The following is a 20,557-nucleotide window of genomic DNA, read 5'->3' as shown; positions in this document are numbered from 1 at the left end:
GGGGTGGCTAATGACAAAGTTATCCTGCAAAACTTTCCCCTAGAAAACCTAGACAACCTATCAACGCTGGGCAATATCCTGTTTGATGGGCAAAGTAGCATTCGTGACAGCTTTGATGTCTTCGATGCCAACTCCACCCAAAGCAGCATCTTCAACAAAAACACAGTCACCTTTCTCAATGACCTAAATAACAATGTCAATGGCTTTGACAACTCAGCGGATGTGATTAATGGTCAGGGGGGTAATGACTACATCAATGGCAAAAGTGGCAACGACCTGCTACGCGGTGGTGATGGTAACGATACCCTGGTTGGTAGTGCTGGTGATGACATCCTAATTGGCGGTAAAGGTAGCAATAACCTCAGTGGTGGTGCTGGTAATGACATCCTCATTGTCGGTAATAATGATGCTTATGAGCATAATGATATCCTTTACGGCGGTAGTGGTAATGACCAGTTTATCTATCAAACCGATAGCACTGATAATACGATTATTGACTTTAATCCGAGTGATGATAAGTTAGTTCTTAGTAACGTGTTTAAGAATCGGGGCTACACTGGCAGCAATCCTATCACTGATGGCTATCTACAGTTTGTGCAATCGGGTACTGCTACAAAAGTTAATTACTTTCCATATGGTAATGGTGCTTTCGATTATACCTTGGCAACTTTGAATAATTTCACGGCTACAAATGTGGTAATCGGTACTAACGTCATCGTTTAGCGCTCAGTTCTAGCCTGTAGTGAAAAACAGCCATAGCATTGCTACGTCTCTATAAGGGTTTTGGACAACGCATAATTAATTTCTGGAGATATCTATTGCTTGATTCTGGATTTTAGAAACATCTAAAATCCAAAATCTAAAATCCAAAATTAAGAACTCTTACAATTGCCGCACTAATGGCTGACCATCTTTGACTTCACCAATCAAAACTAAATCGACACAGTTAACGAAGATACCATTTTCCAAAACGCCAGGAATGTTATTCAATGTCTTTTCTAGGCTGACTGGATCTTCAATAGAGTCAAATCTGACATCTAAGACAAAGTTTCCTTGGTCAGTGATCACTGGGCCAGCTTTTTTTACACCCATGCGGAGTTCTGGTTTACCACCGAGTTTTTTGATGGCATTGGTAACAGGAGTAATTGCCATTGGAATCACTTCCACAGGCACAGCGAAACTAGAACCCAAGCGGTCTACTAACTTGCCACTATCTATTACGACGATGAACTGTTCTGCCAGGTAGTCTACGACTTTTTCGCGGGTATGTGCTGCACCACCGCCTTTAATCAAATTCTTCTGCGGATCAACTTCATCTGCACCATCAATGGCAATATCGATGTGGTCGATAGCGTCCAAGGTGGCGAGAGGAACACCATACTGCTTCGCCAGCACTTCTGACTGAAACGAGGTAGGTATACCAATGATATCTTTAAGTTCACCAGACTTGAGGCGATCGCCCAAAAACTGAATCGTATATGCTGTAGTTGACCCCGTACCCAACCCAACGATGGAACCCGATTTTACCAGGGCGGCGGCGGCTTTGCCAACTTCTTGCTTCATCAACTTTACGGGATCTGTTGCTGTCATTCCCAAAACTCCTGAAAAACTGACTATAGTCCATAGTAGTGGGCAGATAACGTCAAAAGATGAAAGGTAAAAAACAAGTTTTCGCTAATTTCTACTTCCTTGATTAGGGATTTCCAGAAAAGAAAACATCATAGTGTCCGGGACAAAGGAGATGACCAATGTAATAATAGTGTATATTAATATACGAAAATTATGAATAAGCCACAGTACACTGCTTCTACTTTTGAGCAACTTTTCGCTGAGATTACCCCGGAAGTAGCAAATACCTTCACGGTGGAGCAATTAGAAGCCATAAAAAGGGGTTTTGTCTCTCGTAGTCGAACCCGTCATGCTTTAGACATAAGAGTTTCAGTGCCAATTCCCGGATTAAGGTTTTATCTGGTGTTGTTAGCAGGTTCAGAACGTCGCTCTAAAGCGCGTTTACGCTTTGAAAAAGGTTTATATCCTTTTTGGACTCCAGCCAATATCTTGTTCCTCATCGGGTTTCTAATCATTCTATCGGCTTGTAGCTACACTATATTTTATTTTGCATTGTCTTCACTTACTCCCATATCTACCTCATATTACCCTACTTCAATTCCTTGGATTGAGGATAGATCAGAATGTGAACACACTAGTAGAGTCTGGCATGATGGGAAGTGCTGGGATTCTGAACACAGTCCTAATTATTAAAATTTATAGCTACACCCTACGTAGCGGGAGCAACATTACCCAGTCTAAATTCGTCACTAGTTAAGTTACACGTTATTAGGAATACTAAACTTCGCCTTAACCTCAATAACGTAGTTTTTTAAATTCATTTAGCAGCTAAAAGTGGTTATTATAATGCGTCAGCTTTCAATTACTCTATCTTTAGTGGCCCTACTACAAAACTTACCAGCAATTGCTCAAGCTCAAGTGCCAGAAACTACTTCTGGAATCCCATCTGATTCCATTCAACAGGTAACTGCTGTCAAATGGATGACAAACTTTTCCGATGGCAAGTTTTATCCAGAAAGGTTAGTGAGTAGGGCCGAATTAGCGTCAATTATGGTAAAGGCATTTAGGCTAAATAAAAGACAAGCTGTTAGCAAAGAAAATTTAGCTATTCCAGATGTTCCTGCTTCTCATTGGGCATTTAATGATATACAGACAGTCTTAAAAACTGACATTATGAAAGGCTATCGGGGCAATGAATTTTTCCCTAATCAAAAGGTGACAAGGGCAGAAGCTCTTGCTATTTTCGCCCAAGCTTATGGTGTATTTCAGTTTCCTGATGACGCTGTTAATGAGATTCTGGCTTCACATCCAGATGAAAAGTCTATCCCAGCTTGGGCTAGAAAAGCGATCGCTACAGTGGCTAGTGAGGGATTTCTTAATACAGATGCTCAAGGAAATATTTCACCATTAAAACCTGTTACCCGTGGGGATATGGCTTATGTATTGAGTAAATATTTGCAACGACAACAGCGACAACCCGAAACACCAGAAATTCCGGTTATTCCAGATAGCCCACAATCTCCTTAACTGAATTTTATTCAGTTAAGCGACGTGTTTAAAATCAGTTTTGACCCGGACTTCTATACTTGTCTCGAATCTGGCGAAGATATAAGGAATTAGACTGTGTTGGTTGCTGCAACACATAATTCCCATAATTAGACTGTGGTGGTTGCGTTGGTTGCTGCAAGCCATAATTCCCATAATTAGACTGTGGTAGTTGCGTCGGCTGCTGCAAGCCATAACTCCCATAATTAGACTGTGGTAGTTGCGTCGGCTGCTGCAAGCCATAATTCCCATATCCCACAGGGTTTATTGGGGTGACAACGCCTTGACTCGGAATCTGCCTAGAGTAAGGTGAAATATTACTTGGTGCGGCAGAGCTGACTGGGGGCGTCACTGGTGCTACATTAGGCACTACCTGACCACTATTTAAATTATTATAGGGATTTTGCGGTAAGTTCGTACCCGTTGACGGATAAGCTGTACCAGTAGTTAACCCATTACTAGGCAATACCTGACCGTTATTTAAATTACTGTAGGGATTTTGTGGTAAGTTCGTACCCGTTGACGTGTAGCCGTTCCCAGCAGTTAACCCACTACTTGGAAGAGAATTCTGACTGGGTAAGCTGTTGATGGGTGGCATTAACGTTGTTCCTGAGTCAGTGACTCGACCCAAGGGATTTGTCTGAGTTGCTGTGATCCCATTGAAGCTAGACAATTTCTGGTTTGTTGATTGGTTGAGTGCTGCTTGCAGAGGGCTGAGGGAGACAGAATTTTGATTTTTTTTGGTTTGATTAGTGAATCCAATACCTACGTTAGAGGATGTTTGTTCCTCCTCTGTTGGTTCAGACGCTGTATTTAAGGTCTTTAGACCTAGAAACTGGTTATTACTATCAACCGTCCCAGTCCGGAATAAATTTTCTGTTTGGACAACAAAGGGATTTTTCACAGCTGGGGAGGTGTCGCTATTAACGCCTAAACCAGGATTTAATTTGGTATCACTACCAGACTTTTGTTTGTTAATTACATCCTCTAATAAGCCTTTGCTCTTTTTTTCCTCAGTGTTTTCAGTAGGGGTATTTGGCGTTAATGAGACAGTTGCTTGGTCAAAATCATTAAATAAAACTGGCAGGTTATCAATATCTGCGGCAATAGCTCTGTCTTCTGCTGACAGTGAAGAATCAGCAGGCTGTTGTGAAGCGACTTGGTTTTTTTGCTTATAAACGAAAATATCTGGGTTTGACCAGTATTCCCAGGTTACTAGCCCTACTACAGATAAAAAAATTGCAGTTCCCCAAAAACCAGGTCGCCCTAGATACCATAACCTGGCTTTGAGATAGCGTAAGTAGGCGGGAGGATAATGACGATTTGGCATGGGATTGGTAATTGAAATTTACTCGAAATCGGAAAAACTTGACGAAAGTTGAAAGCGTTGCTGTTTAATGCTTTTGCTTGACTCAACAGAAAATATTTCAACTTAAGTTTGAATGCTAATTTCATCCTAACTTCTCCATCAGTTATTAGTCATTACCAATAGACATGTAGTAGTCAAAAATTTACTTTTTAGCGGCTGGAGTCCTTTGGCAAGATTTTCTAGAAAGTTATGATAATTCATGCTCAGTTTTTGGCTATCGGTCACATTGGATAACATCAGGAGTTGACAACTGGTCTAATTTATTGTTGTGGCGGGACAAAAGTTTAACTTTTTTACTTTCTAGTTAGCAAACTGTGCGCTGCAATGCTTCGATACGCCTCTGAGGGCACTGTGCTGCACCGTACTATTAACCAGGAGACTACAACAATGATGAAAGCTGAAGATATCATGACCAAAGATGTAGTTACCATTCGCGGTTCGGCGACTGTTGCTGAAGCGGTAGAGGTGATGAAGGAAAAAGGATTGCGGGCGCTGGTTGTGGATCGTCGCTATGACAATGATGCTTATGGCATTGTCACAGAAACGGATATTGTCTATAAGGTAACAGCTTACGGTAAAGACCCAAAGCAAGTGCGGGTTTACGAAATTATGAGCAAGCCCTGCATTGTGGTCAATCCTGATTTGGGTGTGGAATATGTAGCGCGGTTATTTGCTAACACTGGTATTCATCGAGCACCTGTGATTCAAAGCAAGCTGTTGGGCATCATCTCGATTACCGACATTTTGACCAAAAGCGACTTTGTAGAAGCTCCAAAAGCCTTACTGCTGGAGGAGAGAATTCAAAAAGCCATTCAGCAGGCTCGGTCTATTTGCACCGGACAAGGTGCTTATTCTAAAGCCTGTGCAGCTGCCTGGGATGAGGTAGAAGAACTTCAAGCAGAAGCAGCTCATCAGAAATCTGAGGGTATGGTATCAGCCAAAGTCTCTTTTGAACAATATTGCAAGGAAAATCCAAGTGCACCAGAGTGTCGAAGTTATCATCCGTAATTGAGGTGTGGGGATGAAGAGGAAGGGGGCAAAGGGGCAGAGAGAGGCTCCCCTGTTCCCCGCTTCCTCTACCGTTTGGCAACTCGCATCAATAAAAATAAACCTATTCCCAAAAAAAGAAAGTTCGGCAACCAAGCCCCCATAAAGGGAGAGAGGACACCTGCTTGCGCGATCGCACCACCAATAAAGAAAATTAAGTAGTACGAAAATATAACTACAACGCTAATCCCAAAGCTGGTGCCTCTTCCAGTTCGCTGGGGTATGCTTCCCATAGCTGCACCTACCAAGCCAAAAACTACACATACAAAAGGTAAAGAGATTTTTTGTTGAATCCGCACTTCGAGTTTACGAATTTTTTGGCGATCGCCACCGAGAAGTTCCACTTGTAGTTGATCTAAGGCTTCAGAAATATTCATCTCACCATAATCGCGGCTTTTTTCTGCCAGACTTAATGGCGTGCGCGGTAGTTGCAGTTGTTGGTGCTCAAATCTAACGATGTTGCGATAGGAGCGATCAGCAGCAACAAAATAGATCGTGCCGTTGTAAAAATCCCAGACATTTTGAGAAGCATTCCACTGGGCAGATTCTGATACCACAATTTGATTCAGACCTTTTGTTGAGCGGTCTATAATCGTCAAACCTTTCATCCGCTTCCCATCAAACTGGTCGGCGTAAAACAAGCGTGTCAATATCCTATTCTTAGAGCCATCTGGCTCGGCAGCATCCTGGTATTCAGGATAGAAAATATTTTGCTGTTTCAAAATTGGCTTGTCTGATTTCAGGGCTTTATCCAGAGTCATTGCCGCTTGGTAATTTGCTGCTGGTGCAATTTGTTCGTTAAACACAAATGTCATTCCTGTAACCACAAGACTCAACATCACAGCAGTTAGCACTATGCGATAGACGCTGACCCCACAACCACGCAGGGCAATTAGTTCGCTCTCGCTAGAAAGACGACTGTAGGTCATCAAAGTTGCCAGCAACGTAGACATGGGAAAGGCTAAAACGATAAAGTTGGGAAATTTTAACAAAAAAACTTGAATCGCAATGTCTATAGGTAGCCCAGATTCTACGATTTTTCTGATGAGATCAAATACAGCATCAATAGTGACACCAAGTGATGAAAAAGCTCCGACACCAAAGAAAAACGGCGCTAACAATTCGCTGGCCAGATAGCGATCCATGATCGTAAAAGGCAGTAGCGAATGGAGGTTGTAGAAAGACGTAAACTTCTTTGATATCATAAGCAAAATTAAATAATTAAATATTGGCAGCCCCAGTGAAGTAAAGTATATCTACTGTATTTAGGATCAAAATTTCATTTTAAATAGCTAAAGTTAACTAATAAATTCATGCTTATACCAATTCTTTAGGAAACTGCACAAAATTAAGCTTGGTCAGACTTGGGGCAAAATTCCCAAGTTCAGGAGCAACCTCAGAATAAAAAATCAAAATAGCCTTTGAAATTACTAACTAAATAATTGTTAATTTAGACTTGAAAATTATCCCCTAAATAATATTGCCGCACAAGGGAATTGCCGTAGAGTTCGTCAGTAGCGCCAAAAGCGAGAATTTGTCCCTCGCGCATGATGTAGGCACGATCGGTGATTGCTAGGGTTTCGCGGACATTATGATCTGTAATTAAGATTCCCATACCGCGATCGCGCAGTCGTGCTACGATTTGCTGAATTTCTGAGACTGCGATCGGATCAACTCCAGCAAATGGTTCATCCAAAAGCAAAAATTTTGGACCTTCTTGTCCAGCAGCTAAAGACCTTGCTAATTCTGTCCGCCGTCGCTCACCACCAGAAAGTTGAATTCCTTTGCTATTGGCTAATTTTTCCAACCGAAACTCTCGCAGTAAAGTTGTGAGTCGTCTTGTCCACTCCCATCGTGGCACATTAGTTTGCTCTAGCACTAACAGAATATTATCCTGTACCGAAAGTTGGCGGAAAACACTTGGTTCTTGTGCTAGATAGCCAATACCCAGTCGCGCCCTTTTGTGCATTGGCATTCCCGTAACGTCCACATTACCTAGCCAGACTTTTCCTTGATTGGGTTTTTCTAAACCTGTGGCAATGTAAAAGGTCGTCGTTTTACCAGCCCCATTGGGGCCTAGTAAACCAACGATTTCGCCTTGAGCAACAGAAAGATTGACACGATTGACAATTACTCGCTTGCCATAAGATTTATGAATATTCTCTAAAACAATTTTCATTGTTCGCGCCCTTTCTTGATAGTAGATGCTAATTAGAACGCTTGAATGCTGGTGTCTGTGGAGCAGGTTTTGCAGTTTGTCCATCATTATCTGATTCCTGGATCATGTAGATGGACTCTACCTGACGATTGGATTGGGGTAAGGCAACAAATCGCCCTTGATCAATTAAATAGGTTACTTTCTCCGCCCGGATACTGTTACCGCCCTGTTGCAAAATATAGACATTGCCACTGAAATCAATTCGGCGTTCCTTACTAAAATACTGTGCTTGGGCAGATGTTGCTTGAATTTGGCGAGCCGGATATGACATTTGCACGTTACCGCGAGCAGTGATTACTTGATTTTTGGCGTCATATTCTTGTATATCAGCACGGATAGTGAGGGGGCGATTTTCTCTAGGTGTTTGTGCAGTAGCAGTTTGCAATTGGTTAGGGAAGGCGACGCCCAAGAGTGCAACTGGCAGCATTAAAGCTAATCCAAAGCGACGCATCTGGGATATGGGCAATTGATAGCAGGGCATCATAGCAATTGGGGATTCAGGATTTCAGCTTGCATTCTAATTATCTCAAGTACTTTATCCAGATATGAAATATCCAATCTGGAGTGATTTACGATAACTACTGGCTGAAATAGTGACGCTACCCCCAACCTCAAGGTTTCAGGTAATTGGTCTTTGAGTGAAAATGACGTAGGCACAATACCCTACGGGAAGCCGCTTTGCGTCTACATGAATTGTGCCTACCAAGGATTTCGGGCAACGCATAATTAATTTCAACAGATGTCTAATCAGTAGTTAGCAGAATTATAGGCAAAGATAAGACTTGATTTTCACCCAGATCACCAGCCATAATCAAGTCTGGTCCTATTTGTTGTAATGTCGTCAACAACACTGCGCTCTGACTCAATAGCTCATCGACATCAATACCGCTGTAACTAGATGGGTAACGGCGGAGGCGATTGCTGCCTTCTCCGAGTAGAATTACTGCACCTCGCCAGTTCCGATTATCCAAATGATACAGCGCTACAGCAATTTGGAGAATGCCTTGATAAAAGGTTTTTTCCGGTTCGCCAGCTTCAATCCACAAAGCTTCTAAAGTGTCATGACAGGCGTAAAACTCACCAGAATTGAACTGTTCTACGCCTTGCCAAAACTCTTGGGGGATGGTTTCGCTCATCCCATGCTGTCTCTTACTTCTTTAATTGTTTCCAGAGAGATTTCTTGTTTTTCTCCAGCAAACTCGTTGTCAGGGGTAAGGAACAACATGCAATGACACTCTTTGCGTTCTCTCATTGGTACACAGGGACAGTTCCAATATGTGCCGTGAACCTCAGCCTCTTTATCTTCGTAGTGGCGACAGGGACATAAGGGCGCACCCAGTTCATCTTTATGTTTGGCTAGTCCCTCGATCACAACTGCGGTAACAGAAGGTTCAGAACAAAAGTATGTTCCAGTCCGCTTGGCGTATTGTTCGGAAAAATGCCGCATTGCCTCTAGGCTTTTATCGCTGGATTTTGTGTTAGCTTCTGATGAGATCATGTGGATCGGCGACTCATAATTTAAATATTTCTTTGCATTGTACCTCAGCCTCATGTGGGGATTACTGGGTGTTTTTCCCCAACCTTACCTGCTCAAATTGTTTTACCTTTGCTCAAAGGCTGATATGTCCGGTGGGCTGGGATCAGACAAAATCTAGGAAATCGCAGAAGCTTAACTTGTCAGCAGTTTTTTGGAATTATAAAATTTGAATTGATTTATGAATGTAATGTTTTTTGTAGTTGGAGTTGCAGAGGGCGATCGCTTTCCAAAACTATACCAGGGTGTTCCCAATTGATTAGCTCTTGTTCTGCTGGTGAGGAAATATTTGGCCACATTACCCAGCGACTGCCTTGAGGAAGAGTAGAGAGGCTCAGGGGGTTTTGAGTCAGCCAAATCAAAGGGTAGCTTTTAGGAACTACTGAACTGGTATCTTCTAGGGCTGTGGTTGCTGCTAAGGTTTCTAAAACAAAACGCTCACCTTTGATTAAACTTGTTGATGCTGTCCATAGTTGCACCTCTAATTGCTGTTGCTGTGCATAAAAATACAGTGATGCTGCGGCAATTACTGCTTGTTCAAAGTTTTCTTCTTCCCAATTGCTAGTGCTGTCAAGGGCAATAACTATCTCTTGTCCACCTGTGACCATTTCTAACTCCCGCACCCTTAATTCGCCATAGCGGGCGCTAGTGCGCCAATGAATTAGACGAGTAGGATCTCCGAGGCGATAAGGACGGAGCGATCGCACCAGCCCCGTTGTTGCTGTCTGCAAGGGTCTACCACGAGGATCGCCCCTTTTGCTCTCTTCTTGTCCCATTTCATCTACTAAGGGGCAGGTAGCCAAAGGTAACACAGTGGGATAGATGATCGCCATTGCAGCACAGTCACGTTGACGGCGACACCAAAACAATCCCAAAGGCGCACCAGAACCCAGTTCGACTGTGTGCCAACGATAAACGCCCCGGCGCTGGGTAGGGTGGTAGTATACCCAATGGTAACTGCCTTGGCTAGGAATTGTTTCTATTGCTTTTTGTACTGGTTTCCCTAAGACGAAGGGCAACATATCCTCAATTTGCAATAAGCTTACAGGCTGCTGTGTCTGATTGCGGATTTTTAATTCCACCGTCAGATCATCGCCGGCTGAGACAGGTTGGATAGGACGGCGGGAGATGGCTAGACCTGTGAGCGATCGCGGCGGTAAGATGGCTGCTACACCCAAAAGGGCAAAACTGATGCCGCTAATGGCGTACAGCCAACCAGCCATCGTATTGATACCTGCGCCAAAAAAACAAATAGCCGTTGCTGCTAGTACCCAACCGCTATAAGCAGGGGCACAAGCGTGGGTTTCTAACCAATTGGTGATGGATTTGATAATTTTCATGTTTCTTTTTTAACTCAACACCGCCCGAAATTCACAGTGTCTCTGGGGTTCGCTAAAAAAGCCATAATAGTAGTATTTATGAAGCGTCAAGCAATTTGAAGCGTGCTGGGTTTAGGGATGGATTCGCCTTCTGCTTCCCAAGCCTCCAAGTAGATTTCAATTACTGTTTCAGACTGAAATGATTTCAAAAGTGTCTTGATCGTTAATCCGATAAAACAAAAAATCTGAATCGGTTGCAGCTTCCTCAAAAGAAACACAATGCTTCTCAAGGTTTAGTGTCCCTTTGTCTGAATTCCATTCAAATTCCATTTACAAGTCTCTTTGCCTTTCCCTTCCAGAGTTTAACAGGCTGTTGAGCAAAAGCTAGGACATGACGATGTCTACGACGGGCTACGCCTACACACTTGGCTTGTGCCGTGATGAAATTAATATGCGATCGCACTGTCAATCTCTGCTGCTAATTGGCGATCGCTTTTTGTAAGAATGCCTGTTGACTAACGATTGCCCTTGGCTTGTGCCGTGATGGAATTGATGTTACAACAACCAATGATGTGTAATTACGGACTCAGAGTGATGAAGTTCAGTTAGCGTTTATTTGAGTAAACAAGGTTTTCGTATAGAATCAACTGGAAACAATTATATACGCCCGACAATGACTTCTAGTATTTCAAAATCAATATTACATCGTTCGGATTTACCTGACTTTAGCATTAAACATATTGGAAGATGCCCAGATGGTGCTGTCCGCCAGTAGAGAAGATCAGAGTAGTATACCCAATCTCCTTCTTGACGCCAGCCAACTTCATCACCAAATTTTTTTTGTATTTCTGGACTATTATAAGTAGTATCAGAGCCACCGCCAAGACATTTCCAAATGCGTTTTTGAACGCTAAACCCAAACTTTCCATTACTATACTTTAACCAAAGTTTCTTTATATTATTTAAGTCTTTTCGGGGAAGAACTTTTATATATTCTGAGCCAAAATAATTTTTCAGGTAAGTTCTGTATGGTGAACTTTCTGGCAACTCTTTATGAGATATCACATAGATTATCTTAGCCGTTTCTAAATCAGCCTCTTTCCATTTCCTAGCTTGAAGTAATTCATCTAATTTGTGATAATACCCCGATACTACTTCAGTGAAATCCTTAGAAGAAGTATGACTATAAGCTGTAGCACTAGTAACAACTTCTTTTGCTACTTCAGTTTCATCATTAGTTTCCTTAGTGTTAGTACTAAAAGATTTTTTCCACATAAAAAGCTTTTTTCTAACCTTGGGCTTTTTATAGGCTTCTTCTGCTAATTTAGTTGCAATTTCTGTTTTAGCGTCTTCTTCACTATGACCCTGATTTTTTAGTTCAGTTATTAACTCACAAATTTCTTTAGCGATTTCTGAAAAATCCTGATTTATGTTAATAACATCTCCATATATCTCAATTTGATCGCCATTAAGATTTTCGGTGTAATTACCTCCTTTTGTATAAATATTGTGAGTTTCATTTATATCATCATCTATTGAGCTTTCATCTAAACTATTTGCCTTATGTTTAATTCTTGAAATATATAGATAGAAACCTAATCCAAATATTAGTATGGCTAATATGCCAAAAAAAATAGCAAAAATCATCTGATAGTTTGCTAAGACATAAATGATGATTTTGTTTGATAAATTAATAATAGTAAGGTATACAGCCCTAACTAAAGCTATGCTAACCAAACCGTATATTACCTTCTCTACCAACGAAAGCCGATTGTTCAGAAGATAGAACTCTCTGAATATTTGCTTTATTGGAATTTTCATATTTCAACTTTTGATCAGTACTTTATGGCGTAAAAGGAATTGACACTTTAAAATGACACAGGAATGCCTAATGAAGCAAAAACTAATTTAATCACATTCAGTGTAGCTTCTCCTATGACAGCACTTGCAGCAGCATCACGTATAGATTGCCCTAATTTAACAAGTTTACCTTTAGCTCTAGGGTTATTTTGAACTTCATTTGCCCAATCTTTAGCTACCTTCTGTTGAGCATCTTGGTGATTATAGCCCTGATTTTCTAGCTGCTCTAAGAACTCTTCTATTTGTGTAGCAGCTTCAGATAAATCCTGACTAATATTTATATAATTACCATTATTTATGTAATTACCGTGTACTTGTAAATAATTCCCTTCAATAGATTTATTAAAGTTACCACCAGCCCCTAAATATATGTTGTAAGTATTATTGTGATTTCCATCGCTCATATAAAAAACTCTCTAGCTAGTATGTTTACGAATCGAATTTACTAACTCGCTCTAAATCGATTGATTAATTTATAGTAGCGTATAGTACTACATTTAACTACTACAACAGTAGTTGACGTAAAAAGCCTGCTGATGCAGGCTTAGTTTTGTGATGTTATTAACTGAGTGGGTGGAGAAGAAAAGCCACCACTACAAATTACCGTTTTGCCAACTTTTTCGACATCTTCCGTAGACGAATCGATTGGGGTGTAACTTCCACTAATTCATCGGGGCCAATATATTCCAAAGCACGTTCTAGGCTCATGTCTATCGGTGCTTGCAGTTGTACTAATTCATCGCTACCAGCAGCGCGGTGATTGGTTAACTGCTTGGTCTTACAGATATTCAATTCCAAATCTTGGGGACGATTGTGTTCTCCCACAATCATGCCTCTGTAAACCCTTGTGCCAGGAGTAATAAAGAATGCTCCTCTATCTTCGGCGTTTCTCATCGCGTAGAAGGTAGAAACACCCTCTTCAAATGAGATTAAAACGCCTTTGTTCCGGGCTTCAATGTCGCCACTGAGTTGACGGTAGTCTAAGAAGCTGTGGTTCATGATGCCTTCGCCACGAGTCATCCGCATGAATTCACCCCGGAAACCAATCAATCCACGGGCGGGAATCACAAACTCTAGTTGGGTGCGATCGCCACTACCTGGTTGCATATCTTGCATTTCGCCTTTGCGTTGTCCCAGGCGTTCAATACAGCTACCCACACCATCAACAGGAATGTCTAACACCAGGAGTTCGTAAGGTTCGCAAGGTTGTCCGTTGACTTCGCGGTAAATTACCTGTGGTTGAGATACCTGAAACTCGAAGCCTTCCCGGCGCATGGTTTCAATTAAGATACCCAGGTGGAGTTCTCCCCGACCAGAAACGAGAAATTTATCGGGAGAATCCGTTTCTTCAACACGCAAAGCAACGTTGGTTTCAAGTTCGCGGAATAGGCGATCGCGCACTTGTCTTGATGTCACCAACTTACCTTCTTGACCAGCAAAGGGCGAATCATTCACACAGAAGGTCATTTGCAAGGTTGGTTCATCCACTTTAATTAGTGGTAAAGCTTGCGGTTCATTGGGGTCAGTAATCGTTTCCCCAATATAAGCATCAGCGAAACCAGCCACCGCCACAATATAACCTGCGCTTGCTTCTTCCAGGTCTACGCGCTTCAACCCTTCAAAGCCCATCAGTTTGCTAATTTTACCCTTGACAATAGTGCCATCTTCTGTTACTAGAGCCGCTTGCTGTCCTGAGCGGATAGTACCGTTGTGAATTCTGCCAATAACAATCCGTCCCAGATATTCAGAATAATCTAGGGTTGTGACTTGCAATTGCAGAGGCTTATTGCTGTCGCCCACTGGTGAGGGAACGTGTTGCAGAATTGCGTTAAAAAGAGGTTGCATATCTACTGATTCTGCTTCCAAGCTTTCTTTAGCAAAACCTGCCATACCAGAGGCAAACAGATAGGTAAAATCACACTGGTCTTCATCTGCCCCTAATTCCAAGAACAGATCCAATACTTTATCGACAGCAACGTGGGGGTCAGCTTGACCACGGTCGATTTTGTTGATCACAACGATGGGGCGCAGACCCTTTTCCAAAGCTTTTTTGAGGACAAAGCGTGTTTGGGGCATGGGGCCTTCGTTGGCATCGACAATCAGAAGACATCCGTCAACCATGCCGAGTACTCGTTCGACTTCGCCACCAAAGTCAGCATGTCCAGGAGTATCAACAATATTAATTAGTGTTTCTTTGTAGCGAACCGCCGTATTTTTGGACAGGATAGTAATACCCCGTTCCCGTTCTAGGGCGTTGGAGTCCATAACGCAATCCGGAACGTCTTCGCCTTCGCGGAAAATGCCGGATTGTTTGAGGAGTGCGTCAACCAGGGTGGTTTTACCGTGGTCAACGTGGGCGATAATGGCGACGTTGCGAATTGGGAGCGTCATAGAAACTTTTGGTGAACTCTAGAGGGGGTTTTGAGATTTACATTTGAATGCTAGGTTTTTGTAACAGAATTAGGTATCATTAACAAAACTCTGTAAAGAACCTTTAACAATTCTAGCGTAATCGTCACAATTGCGGTGAGGTTTGTCAAGGCTGCATTGCGATCGCCTGAGTAAACGTCACCGTAAAAGCGATTCGGAAATTTTGAAACTTGATGTTGGGTTTCACTACCCTTCTCCTGTCGGAGACGCTACGCGAACGGGAAGCTACCCTTTAACTGTCTACGTTCTACCCAACCTGCGAATGATTAAATTTCATCCCCTTTTTGTGGTGTCTTGACCAAACTAGAAATAAAGGGTGAAGACAAATAGGGCAAACAGGGGGAGAATTAACCGTAAAGATTGATGTAGTGGACTAGCAGATTGATTTTTAATAGTAAAAATGTACTAATTTAAGAAATTTCAACTAAAATAGTAAGTGTAAGTGACCGTTAAAAATAGCTAAGATAGTTAACCAGTCTTAATTTGCGAGTCTGATTATGATTGATTGTCTAAATGTGGCTCGCTACTTCATCGTCAGAGCATACGAAGACAGTATAGAAGCAGAAATGACCAATATGAAGGTTCAAAAGCTTCTGTATTACGCGCAAAGCTTACATTTGGCGATGTATGATGAGCCATTATTTGAAGAAGAAATACAAGCATGGCGCTATGGCCCTGTTTGTCCTCCGGCTTACAGGTTTTACAGTGAATTTGAAGCTAAACAATTACCTATTCCTAGTCAAGAATTCCTGTTAGAGATGCCTGAGGATAAGAGACAGCTTTTAGAAGAAGTATGGGAATATTTTGGTGGCTACCATGCTTATCAACTTAGTGGTATGACCCACTTGGAGTTTCCTTGGAAAAAGGCGCGTAAAGGTTTGCTACCTGAAGCTAGCTCAACTAAGCCAATTCTTCTTGAAGACTTGAAAGCATTAGGACATCAGAAACTAGACCAAATAGAGCGTGACCATCCTGCCTATCAATTTGTAATGCAGGAAATATTAAAGGACGCTTGTACTTCGGAATCATCAACTCGTATTCGTAAAGGAGAAGTGCGTGACTGGCTCAACTCCCTTCTCGATTGAAAAATCCGATAATTTCAAACGTTCTTTCAAAAAACTTGCAAAAGCTTACAGATCAGATTTTGTCGAGTATGTCGCAGAAGTTTTGGAAGATTTAATTGAGGATCAATATCCTATCAATTCTCGTAACGAACCTTTACCTAGAAAGATTGAATTAGCTGAAGGATGGTCATTTCACAAGCTAGAGTTGAAGGTATCTAAAGGCGCTTCAGGACAAATTAGATTAATGTATTTAGTCAATACAACTGATTGTGTAATCAAGCTTGTGTAGATTTATAGCCATGAACAATTTGAAAAACGCCCTACTAAGGTGGATTTAAAGAGCGTTCTTAAGTAAATTTTAGATTATTAATATTTGAGTTTTTAGATTTAAGTAGCTAGGTATAAATCGATTAAAGTTTGTAGTAAGGACTTTAGTCCTGATAATTGTTGTTTTGAGCGATGAATCACTCAGTACAAACTATGATTTTATTTTATGTTTAACTATACCTACTTACTTAAGATATATGGTTCTATAAAACTAGCATTAAAATGTTATCCGCCTGGGGATAGAATACAGATTAAGATATTATCTATCTAAAAGTTTAAGAACATAACTTGTAACTAAAAGTATTGTTTTTCTACCCAGAGTTGTGAGAGCGATCGCTCAAAAGAAAGATGGAATATCCCTAACCTCTATGTCAAAGTTATATCAGTTAAGAATTATGAACACTGCCGAGGAGAACACGGATGGTAGCTACTTTAGATGATACGAAACGCAATGCTATTGCTCTGAAATTGGCAGACATGAAAGCACTCCAACAATTAGTCATCGAAAAAGAGCAACTCTTTTTGAAAGAAGGACTCGATGCCGAAATTGCTGATCGCATCCGAAATTTTATCAATGATGATCAAAAAAATCTTGGCGTTCTGGAAACCATAATTGGTCAGTATGGCATTCAGGCTGAACCAAGAAATATTGTGAAAGAATTCATTGAAAAATCGAGAGAATTGTTCAAAAGTTCTGAGTTAACCCTGTATGACAAAGTATCTCGGCATGAATTGCTGAAACATCAACTAGTAACCACTGGCTTGATAATTCACAAGGCTGCTCAAAAAGTTGGTGCTGACGTTTTGCTAGCGATCGCACCTTTGAATACCGTTAATTTTGAGAACCGCGCTCACCAAGAACAACTCAAAGGCATTTTAGAAATTCTCGGTGTCCGCGAACTCACTGGACAAGATGCAGATCAAGGAATTTGGGCCCGTGTTCAAGACGCTTTGGCCGCAGTCAGTGGTGTGGTAGGTAGTGCTGTTACCCAAAGCAGCGACAAAAAGGATATAAATATCCAAGATGTTATCCGCCTGGATCATGGCAAGGTAAATACCCTATTTACTGAACTCCTGCAAAGCGACAATCCACAGAAGATCCAAGAATACTTTGGTCAAATTTATAAGGATCTAACTGCTCACGCCGAAGCTGAAGAAGAAGTAGTATATCCAAAAGTACGTCCTTTCTACGGCCAAGATAACACCCAAGAATTGTATGACGAACAAGCACAGATGAAGCGGGTGTTAGAGCAAATTAAGGCTATCAGCCCTTCTTCATCTGAATTCAAAGATCAAGTTAGACAGCTGATGGAAGCTGTTGGCGATCATATTCGTCAAGAAGAAAGTACAATGTTTGCTGCCATTCGCAACAACTTAAGCACTGAGCAAAGCGAACAACTGGCTACTGAATTCAAAGCTGCTAAGACCCGAATTCAACAAAAGCTAGGTGTTGTTAATGAAGCGAATGTGTAGGATGCTTTCGAGCTTTCTATATCCGCTAAAAAAGGTTAGTTAAACAAAAACTCCCAGCAGATCAGCGCTGGGAGTTTTTGTTTAAAAATTCTGCTGACAGTATTTATACGCGGCATAAGCCATAGTCACAACCCCGGTAATAATAGCAGATTCATCAACTTCAAATTGGGGATGGTGTAATGGGTGGTTAATGATTCTTTCTTTGTAACCTACACCCAAGCGAAACATCGAACCGGGGGCGTGTTCCAAATACATAGAAAAATCTTCAGATCCAAGGGAGGGTTCAAGTAATACTTGAACGCGATCGCTACTCCAAGCTTCTTCTGCGGCTGATTGCAACAATTGCGTCAGGATGTAATCATTTTGGACGCTGGGTACACCTTGGTGATAATTGACTTCATACTTTGCCCCGTAAGTATGGCAGATATTAGATACAATGTTTTCAATCCAGTTCGGGAGATCGGCACGGGTTTCGGGATGGAGCGATCGCACGGTTCCTAATAACTGCACTTTATCCGCAATTACATTCGGCGCTTTGCCACCATTAATCTTCCCTATGCTTAATACTAGAGGACGCAAGGCATTTTGTGTCCGGCTGATAGCTTGTTGCAGTGCAGTAATCACTTGGCAAGCAATCCAAATCGCATCAATTGCCTCATGGGGACGCGCCCCGTGCCCAGATTCTCCCATAATCAGAATCTCTAAATTATCAGAGGCGGCTGTCAATGCTCCGTAACGCACACCAATAGATCCTGCGGGTATAGAAGGGAAAACATGAACCCCTAATACAGCCGAGACGTTTTCCATCGCCCCATCTTTCATCATCCAGTTTGCCCCTTGAGCAATTTCCTCAGCTGGCTGAAATAAAAACCGCACTTTACCACCCAACTCCTCTGCCACTTGGGACAGCACCATCGCTGTTCCCAATCCGACTGTGGTGTGGACATCATGACCACAAGCGTGCATAATACCCTCTGCGCCAGAGGCGTATTCCAAATTGGTGCCCTCTTGAATTGGCAAGGCATCCATATCGGTACGAATTGCCAATAAACGGTCATTTTGGCTAGTGCCTTGTAGTTCTCCAATGACGCCCGTTTTACCAACTCCCTCTTGTACATGCAGACCACTGGAAGACAAAACACCAGCGACGTAGGCTGCTGTTTGGTACTCCTGACCGCTGAGTTCTGGGTGAGAGTGGATGTGGCGGCGAATTTCAATTAAGCGAGGCGCTAGTTCTGCTGCTAAGTCTTTAATACGGGTAAGCATCGATTTAATTAATCTATAGGCTTTTTTCCCATGATAAAGAAATGTTAACAAACAAAATGCTTTTTGCCATACAACCATAAATGAAGGATGAAGCAAAGGGGCAGGGGGGAGAAATAATTACTCATGACTTAGACAGTGAAAACCTGAAACCTTGATCCCTGCTTAAAAAGACTACTGTATACACATAAGTCTCTCTCAATGCAATTTATGGTTTATCGAATAGCCTAATCAAACCTCATCCTGCTTTCGCTACGCAAAACCTGCCCCTCTCCTTGGTAAGGAGAGGGATTAAAGTCAGGACAGGGTGAGTTTTAAAGGACTTTTAGGTAATCAGATAACTTGTGTGTACACAGTAGCTTAAAAAGCAGGGAACCAAAGAGCCAACTTTTTAAAGGGGTTGGCGGATCTCTTATGCCTAAGTCCTATTCCTAACTCCTAACTCTCTAATGACGCCACTTGCTTCTCCTGTCGGAGACGCTGCGCGAACAAGCCGGGGAACCCGTCCAACGCAGTGGCTCCCCAATCCCCCATTGCTAGTTATTTTGAGTAGCAGGTTGTGCCTCGAGTATTTTCGGGTTGGAATTCGTTACATTCTCTGGGATTTTGACGTTCTAACGACCAGCCATAGGGCTTGTCGGAGGTGACAACACCATTAGCTAGAGTTGTTAGTCGAAAGTTAGCCCCTCGAAAATTAGTAAACTCCAATTTGGTATCTTTTAAGTTTGCTGCTTCCAAATTGGCGCTGATCAAACCGGCATAAGACAGATCAGCATTTTCCAGGGATGCTGATTTCAGATTTGCTCCTGTTAAGGAAGCACCACTGAGATTCGCCGAATTCAGAATCGCACCTTCTAAATTTGCACCAGTGAGATCGGCATTCGTGAGATTAACTTGAGATAATGTAGCGCTGCTCAAGTCAGCCCCTCGCAAATTTGCTCCAGTTAGATTCAGTCGAGTTAGGTCAGCACCACTCAAATTACACCGGGGACAGGCACTTGTTGCCTTCAACTGATCCAAGTCTAGCTGACTTAAGGCAAGGGCCTGCTCTGCAAACCCAAAACAAGCTAACAGGACGACGGTAGCAACAATTTTAAGTTTCATATTTTACAGGTATTTACGAAAATGACGATTTACGCACATTGCGTACTGTCATACTTAATAATATGCTTCCCAAAAGAAGAACAGGGATGAAGCATTGATTAAGAAGCTGTGAAAATAGTATAAATTCTTATGGTAAGACTACTCAAACTGAAATATAGATTATAGAATCGAATCGTAAGCAACTATACCGAACCTTTTATAGACTACCACTTATGTGATCCCCCTAGCTCGATGAAAAATACGACTAGGGGGATCTTGTTTTTAGGTATTGGGCATGGGGCGAAGCATTGATTAAGAAGCTGTGAAAATAATATAAATTTTAATGGTAAGACTACTCAAGCTGAAATATAGATTATAGAATCGAATCGTAAGCAACTATACCGAACCTTTTATAGACTACCACTTATGTGATCCCCCTAGCTCGATGAAAAATAC

General features: G+C 41.9%; 21 protein-coding genes and 1 pseudogene. 8 read left to right on the top strand and 14 right to left on the bottom strand.

All coding sequences use genetic code 11. The annotated features are described in order from the left end of the window. Window positions 1-723, top strand: a 723-nt coding sequence (locus tag V7K21_RS02140) for a calcium-binding protein (protein WP_335171180.1), incomplete at its 5' end; no start/stop codon positions are given. Window positions 724-882: 159 nt separating this feature from the next. Here the strand turns inward: V7K21_RS02140 and rpiA are convergent. Beyond that, on the bottom strand, window positions 883-1,590 hold the full coding sequence (gene rpiA, locus V7K21_RS02135; RefSeq protein WP_335171179.1) for a ribose-5-phosphate isomerase RpiA: 708 nt from the start codon (window positions 1,588-1,590) through the stop codon (window positions 883-885). Between the two features lie 192 nt (window positions 1,591-1,782). On the opposite strand from rpiA, the gene V7K21_RS02130 reads away from it, so the two are divergent. Further along, window positions 1,783-2,262: a hypothetical protein gene (locus V7K21_RS02130; protein WP_335171178.1), complete on the top strand. Its 480-nt coding sequence runs from the start codon at window positions 1,783-1,785 to the stop codon at window positions 2,260-2,262. A 153-nt stretch (window positions 2,263-2,415) separates the two neighbouring features. Next, window positions 2,416-3,096 carry an S-layer homology domain-containing protein gene (locus V7K21_RS02125; RefSeq protein WP_335171177.1) on the top strand — a complete coding sequence of 227 codons (681 nt, stop codon included), beginning with the start codon at window positions 2,416-2,418 and terminating at the stop codon, window positions 3,094-3,096. A 34-nt stretch (window positions 3,097-3,130) separates the two neighbouring features. Here V7K21_RS02125 and V7K21_RS02120 read toward each other — a convergent pair whose 3' ends face one another. After that, the gene (locus V7K21_RS02120) at window positions 3,131-4,444 is read right to left on the bottom strand and encodes a hypothetical protein (RefSeq protein WP_335171176.1); all 1,314 of its coding nucleotides are present in this window, start codon (window positions 4,442-4,444) and stop codon (window positions 3,131-3,133) included. 426 nt (window positions 4,445-4,870) lie between these two features. On the opposite strand from V7K21_RS02120, the gene V7K21_RS02115 reads away from it, so the two are divergent. Then, on the top strand, window positions 4,871-5,491 hold the full coding sequence (locus V7K21_RS02115) for a CP12 domain-containing protein (protein ID WP_335171175.1): 621 nt from the start codon (window positions 4,871-4,873) through the stop codon (window positions 5,489-5,491). A 68-nt stretch (window positions 5,492-5,559) separates the two neighbouring features. Here the strand turns inward: V7K21_RS02115 and V7K21_RS02110 are convergent, their stop codons facing one another. The 10 genes and pseudogenes from V7K21_RS02110 to typA form a co-directional block, all read right to left on the bottom strand. After that, window positions 5,560-6,675, bottom strand: coding sequence for an LptF/LptG family permease (locus V7K21_RS02110; RefSeq protein WP_335171174.1), 1,116 nt, complete (start codon window positions 6,673-6,675; stop codon window positions 5,560-5,562). A gap of 305 nt (window positions 6,676-6,980) precedes the next feature. Further along, the gene (gene lptB / locus V7K21_RS02105) at window positions 6,981-7,709 is read right to left on the bottom strand and encodes an LPS export ABC transporter ATP-binding protein (protein ID WP_334792477.1); all 729 of its coding nucleotides are present in this window, start codon (window positions 7,707-7,709) and stop codon (window positions 6,981-6,983) included. 28 nt (window positions 7,710-7,737) lie between these two features. Next, window positions 7,738-8,232: an LptA/OstA family protein gene (locus tag V7K21_RS02100; RefSeq protein WP_335171173.1), complete on the bottom strand. Its 495-nt coding sequence runs from the start codon at window positions 8,230-8,232 to the stop codon at window positions 7,738-7,740. 259 nt (window positions 8,233-8,491) lie between these two features. Next, window positions 8,492-8,884 carry a DUF309 domain-containing protein gene (locus V7K21_RS02095; protein WP_335171172.1) on the bottom strand — a complete coding sequence of 131 codons (393 nt, stop codon included), beginning with the start codon at window positions 8,882-8,884 and terminating at the stop codon, window positions 8,492-8,494. Then, window positions 8,881-9,246, bottom strand: coding sequence for a ferredoxin thioredoxin reductase catalytic beta subunit (locus V7K21_RS02090; protein WP_273762344.1), 366 nt, complete (start codon window positions 9,244-9,246; stop codon window positions 8,881-8,883). The genes V7K21_RS02095 and V7K21_RS02090 overlap by 4 nt, the downstream gene beginning before the upstream one ends. A gap of 215 nt (window positions 9,247-9,461) precedes the next feature. Further along, complete coding sequence (locus tag V7K21_RS02085; RefSeq protein WP_335171171.1) at window positions 9,462-10,622, bottom strand: DUF58 domain-containing protein; 1,161 nt, start codon at window positions 10,620-10,622, stop codon at window positions 9,462-9,464. Window positions 10,623-10,708: 86 nt separating this feature from the next. Continuing rightward, window positions 10,709-10,792: pseudogene (locus tag V7K21_RS30560) on the bottom strand (type II toxin-antitoxin system HicB family antitoxin); the annotation flags it as partial. A 466-nt stretch (window positions 10,793-11,258) separates the two neighbouring features. Continuing rightward, window positions 11,259-12,422, bottom strand: a complete 1,164-nt coding sequence (locus V7K21_RS02080; protein WP_335171170.1) for a GUN4 domain-containing protein — start codon at window positions 12,420-12,422, stop codon at window positions 11,259-11,261. Between the two features lie 47 nt (window positions 12,423-12,469). Beyond that, entirely contained in the window at window positions 12,470-12,865 is a 396-nt protein-coding gene (locus V7K21_RS02075; RefSeq protein ID WP_335171169.1) for a hypothetical protein, read from the bottom strand. Between the two features lie 196 nt (window positions 12,866-13,061). Continuing rightward, entirely contained in the window at window positions 13,062-14,852 is a 1,791-nt protein-coding gene (typA, locus tag V7K21_RS02070; RefSeq protein WP_335171168.1) for a translational GTPase TypA, read from the bottom strand. Between the two features lie 142 nt (window positions 14,853-14,994). Here typA and V7K21_RS02065 point away from each other — a divergent pair, with 142 nt between their 5' ends. The 4 genes from V7K21_RS02065 to V7K21_RS02050 all read left to right on the top strand — a co-directional run bounded on the left by V7K21_RS02065 (window position 14,995) and on the right by V7K21_RS02050 (window position 17,755). Beyond that, window positions 14,995-15,189 (top strand): hypothetical protein, encoded by a 195-nt coding sequence (locus V7K21_RS02065; RefSeq protein WP_335171167.1) that lies wholly within the window; start codon window positions 14,995-14,997, stop codon window positions 15,187-15,189. Between the two features lie 199 nt (window positions 15,190-15,388). Then, complete coding sequence (locus tag V7K21_RS02060) at window positions 15,389-15,976, top strand: Panacea domain-containing protein (RefSeq protein ID WP_335171166.1); 588 nt, start codon at window positions 15,389-15,391, stop codon at window positions 15,974-15,976. Then, on the top strand, window positions 15,948-16,244 hold the full coding sequence (locus V7K21_RS02055; RefSeq protein ID WP_335171165.1) for a hypothetical protein: 297 nt from the start codon (window positions 15,948-15,950) through the stop codon (window positions 16,242-16,244). The genes V7K21_RS02060 and V7K21_RS02055 overlap by 29 nt, the downstream gene beginning before the upstream one ends. 458 nt (window positions 16,245-16,702) lie before the next feature. Then, window positions 16,703-17,755, top strand: coding sequence for a hemerythrin domain-containing protein (locus tag V7K21_RS02050; RefSeq protein WP_335171164.1), 1,053 nt, complete (start codon window positions 16,703-16,705; stop codon window positions 17,753-17,755). Window positions 17,756-17,836: 81 nt separating this feature from the next. On the opposite strand, the gene V7K21_RS02045 is transcribed toward V7K21_RS02050, so the two are convergent. Then, a complete protein-coding gene (locus tag V7K21_RS02045; protein WP_335171163.1) occupies window positions 17,837-19,021 on the bottom strand; it encodes a M20 family metallopeptidase in 1,185 nt (394 codons plus the stop codon). 537 nt (window positions 19,022-19,558) lie between these two features. Then, window positions 19,559-20,122, bottom strand: coding sequence for a pentapeptide repeat-containing protein (locus tag V7K21_RS02040; protein ID WP_335171162.1), 564 nt, complete (start codon window positions 20,120-20,122; stop codon window positions 19,559-19,561). Between the last annotated feature and the right edge of the window lie 435 nt (window positions 20,123-20,557).

This window comes from Nostoc sp. (assembly GCF_036919595.1).
Taxonomy (GTDB): Bacteria; Cyanobacteriota; Cyanobacteriia; order Cyanobacteriales; family Nostocaceae; genus Nostoc.
The sequence above is the reverse complement of the archived record's forward strand: the minus strand, read 5'-3'. Positions and strand labels throughout refer to the sequence as shown.

Excerpts from the sequence above, each read along its gene's own strand:
- rpiA (WP_335171179.1), bottom strand. The coding sequence starts at position 1,590 with ATGACAGCAACAGATCCCGTAAAGTTGATGAAGCAAGAAGTTGGCAAA.
- V7K21_RS02130 (WP_335171178.1), top strand. The coding sequence starts at position 1,783 with ATGAATAAGCCACAGTACACTGCTTCTACTTTTGAGCAACTTTTCGCT.
- V7K21_RS02125 (WP_335171177.1), top strand. The coding sequence starts at position 2,416 with ATGCGTCAGCTTTCAATTACTCTATCTTTAGTGGCCCTACTACAAAAC.
- V7K21_RS02120 (WP_335171176.1), bottom strand. The coding sequence starts at position 4,444 with ATGCCAAATCGTCATTATCCTCCCGCCTACTTACGCTATCTCAAAGCC.
- V7K21_RS02115 (WP_335171175.1), top strand. The coding sequence starts at position 4,871 with ATGATGAAAGCTGAAGATATCATGACCAAAGATGTAGTTACCATTCGC.
- V7K21_RS02110 (WP_335171174.1), bottom strand. The coding sequence starts at position 6,675 with ATGGATCGCTATCTGGCCAGCGAATTGTTAGCGCCGTTTTTCTTTGGT.
- lptB (WP_334792477.1), bottom strand. The coding sequence starts at position 7,709 with ATGAAAATTGTTTTAGAGAATATTCATAAATCTTATGGCAAGCGAGTA.
- V7K21_RS02100 (WP_335171173.1), bottom strand. The coding sequence starts at position 8,232 with ATGATGCCCTGCTATCAATTGCCCATATCCCAGATGCGTCGCTTTGGA.
- V7K21_RS02095 (WP_335171172.1), bottom strand. The coding sequence starts at position 8,884 with ATGAGCGAAACCATCCCCCAAGAGTTTTGGCAAGGCGTAGAACAGTTC.
- V7K21_RS02090 (WP_273762344.1), bottom strand. The coding sequence starts at position 9,246 with ATGATCTCATCAGAAGCTAACACAAAATCCAGCGATAAAAGCCTAGAG.
- V7K21_RS02085 (WP_335171171.1), bottom strand. The coding sequence starts at position 10,622 with ATGAAAATTATCAAATCCATCACCAATTGGTTAGAAACCCACGCTTGT.
- V7K21_RS02080 (WP_335171170.1), bottom strand. The coding sequence starts at position 12,422 with ATGAAAATTCCAATAAAGCAAATATTCAGAGAGTTCTATCTTCTGAAC.
- V7K21_RS02075 (WP_335171169.1), bottom strand. The coding sequence starts at position 12,865 with ATGAGCGATGGAAATCACAATAATACTTACAACATATATTTAGGGGCT.
- typA (WP_335171168.1), bottom strand. The coding sequence starts at position 14,852 with ATGACGCTCCCAATTCGCAACGTCGCCATTATCGCCCACGTTGACCAC.
- V7K21_RS02060 (WP_335171166.1), top strand. The coding sequence starts at position 15,389 with ATGATTGATTGTCTAAATGTGGCTCGCTACTTCATCGTCAGAGCATAC.
- V7K21_RS02050 (WP_335171164.1), top strand. The coding sequence starts at position 16,703 with ATGGTAGCTACTTTAGATGATACGAAACGCAATGCTATTGCTCTGAAA.
- V7K21_RS02045 (WP_335171163.1), bottom strand. The coding sequence starts at position 19,021 with ATGCTTACCCGTATTAAAGACTTAGCAGCAGAACTAGCGCCTCGCTTA.
- V7K21_RS02040 (WP_335171162.1), bottom strand. The coding sequence starts at position 20,122 with ATGAAACTTAAAATTGTTGCTACCGTCGTCCTGTTAGCTTGTTTTGGG.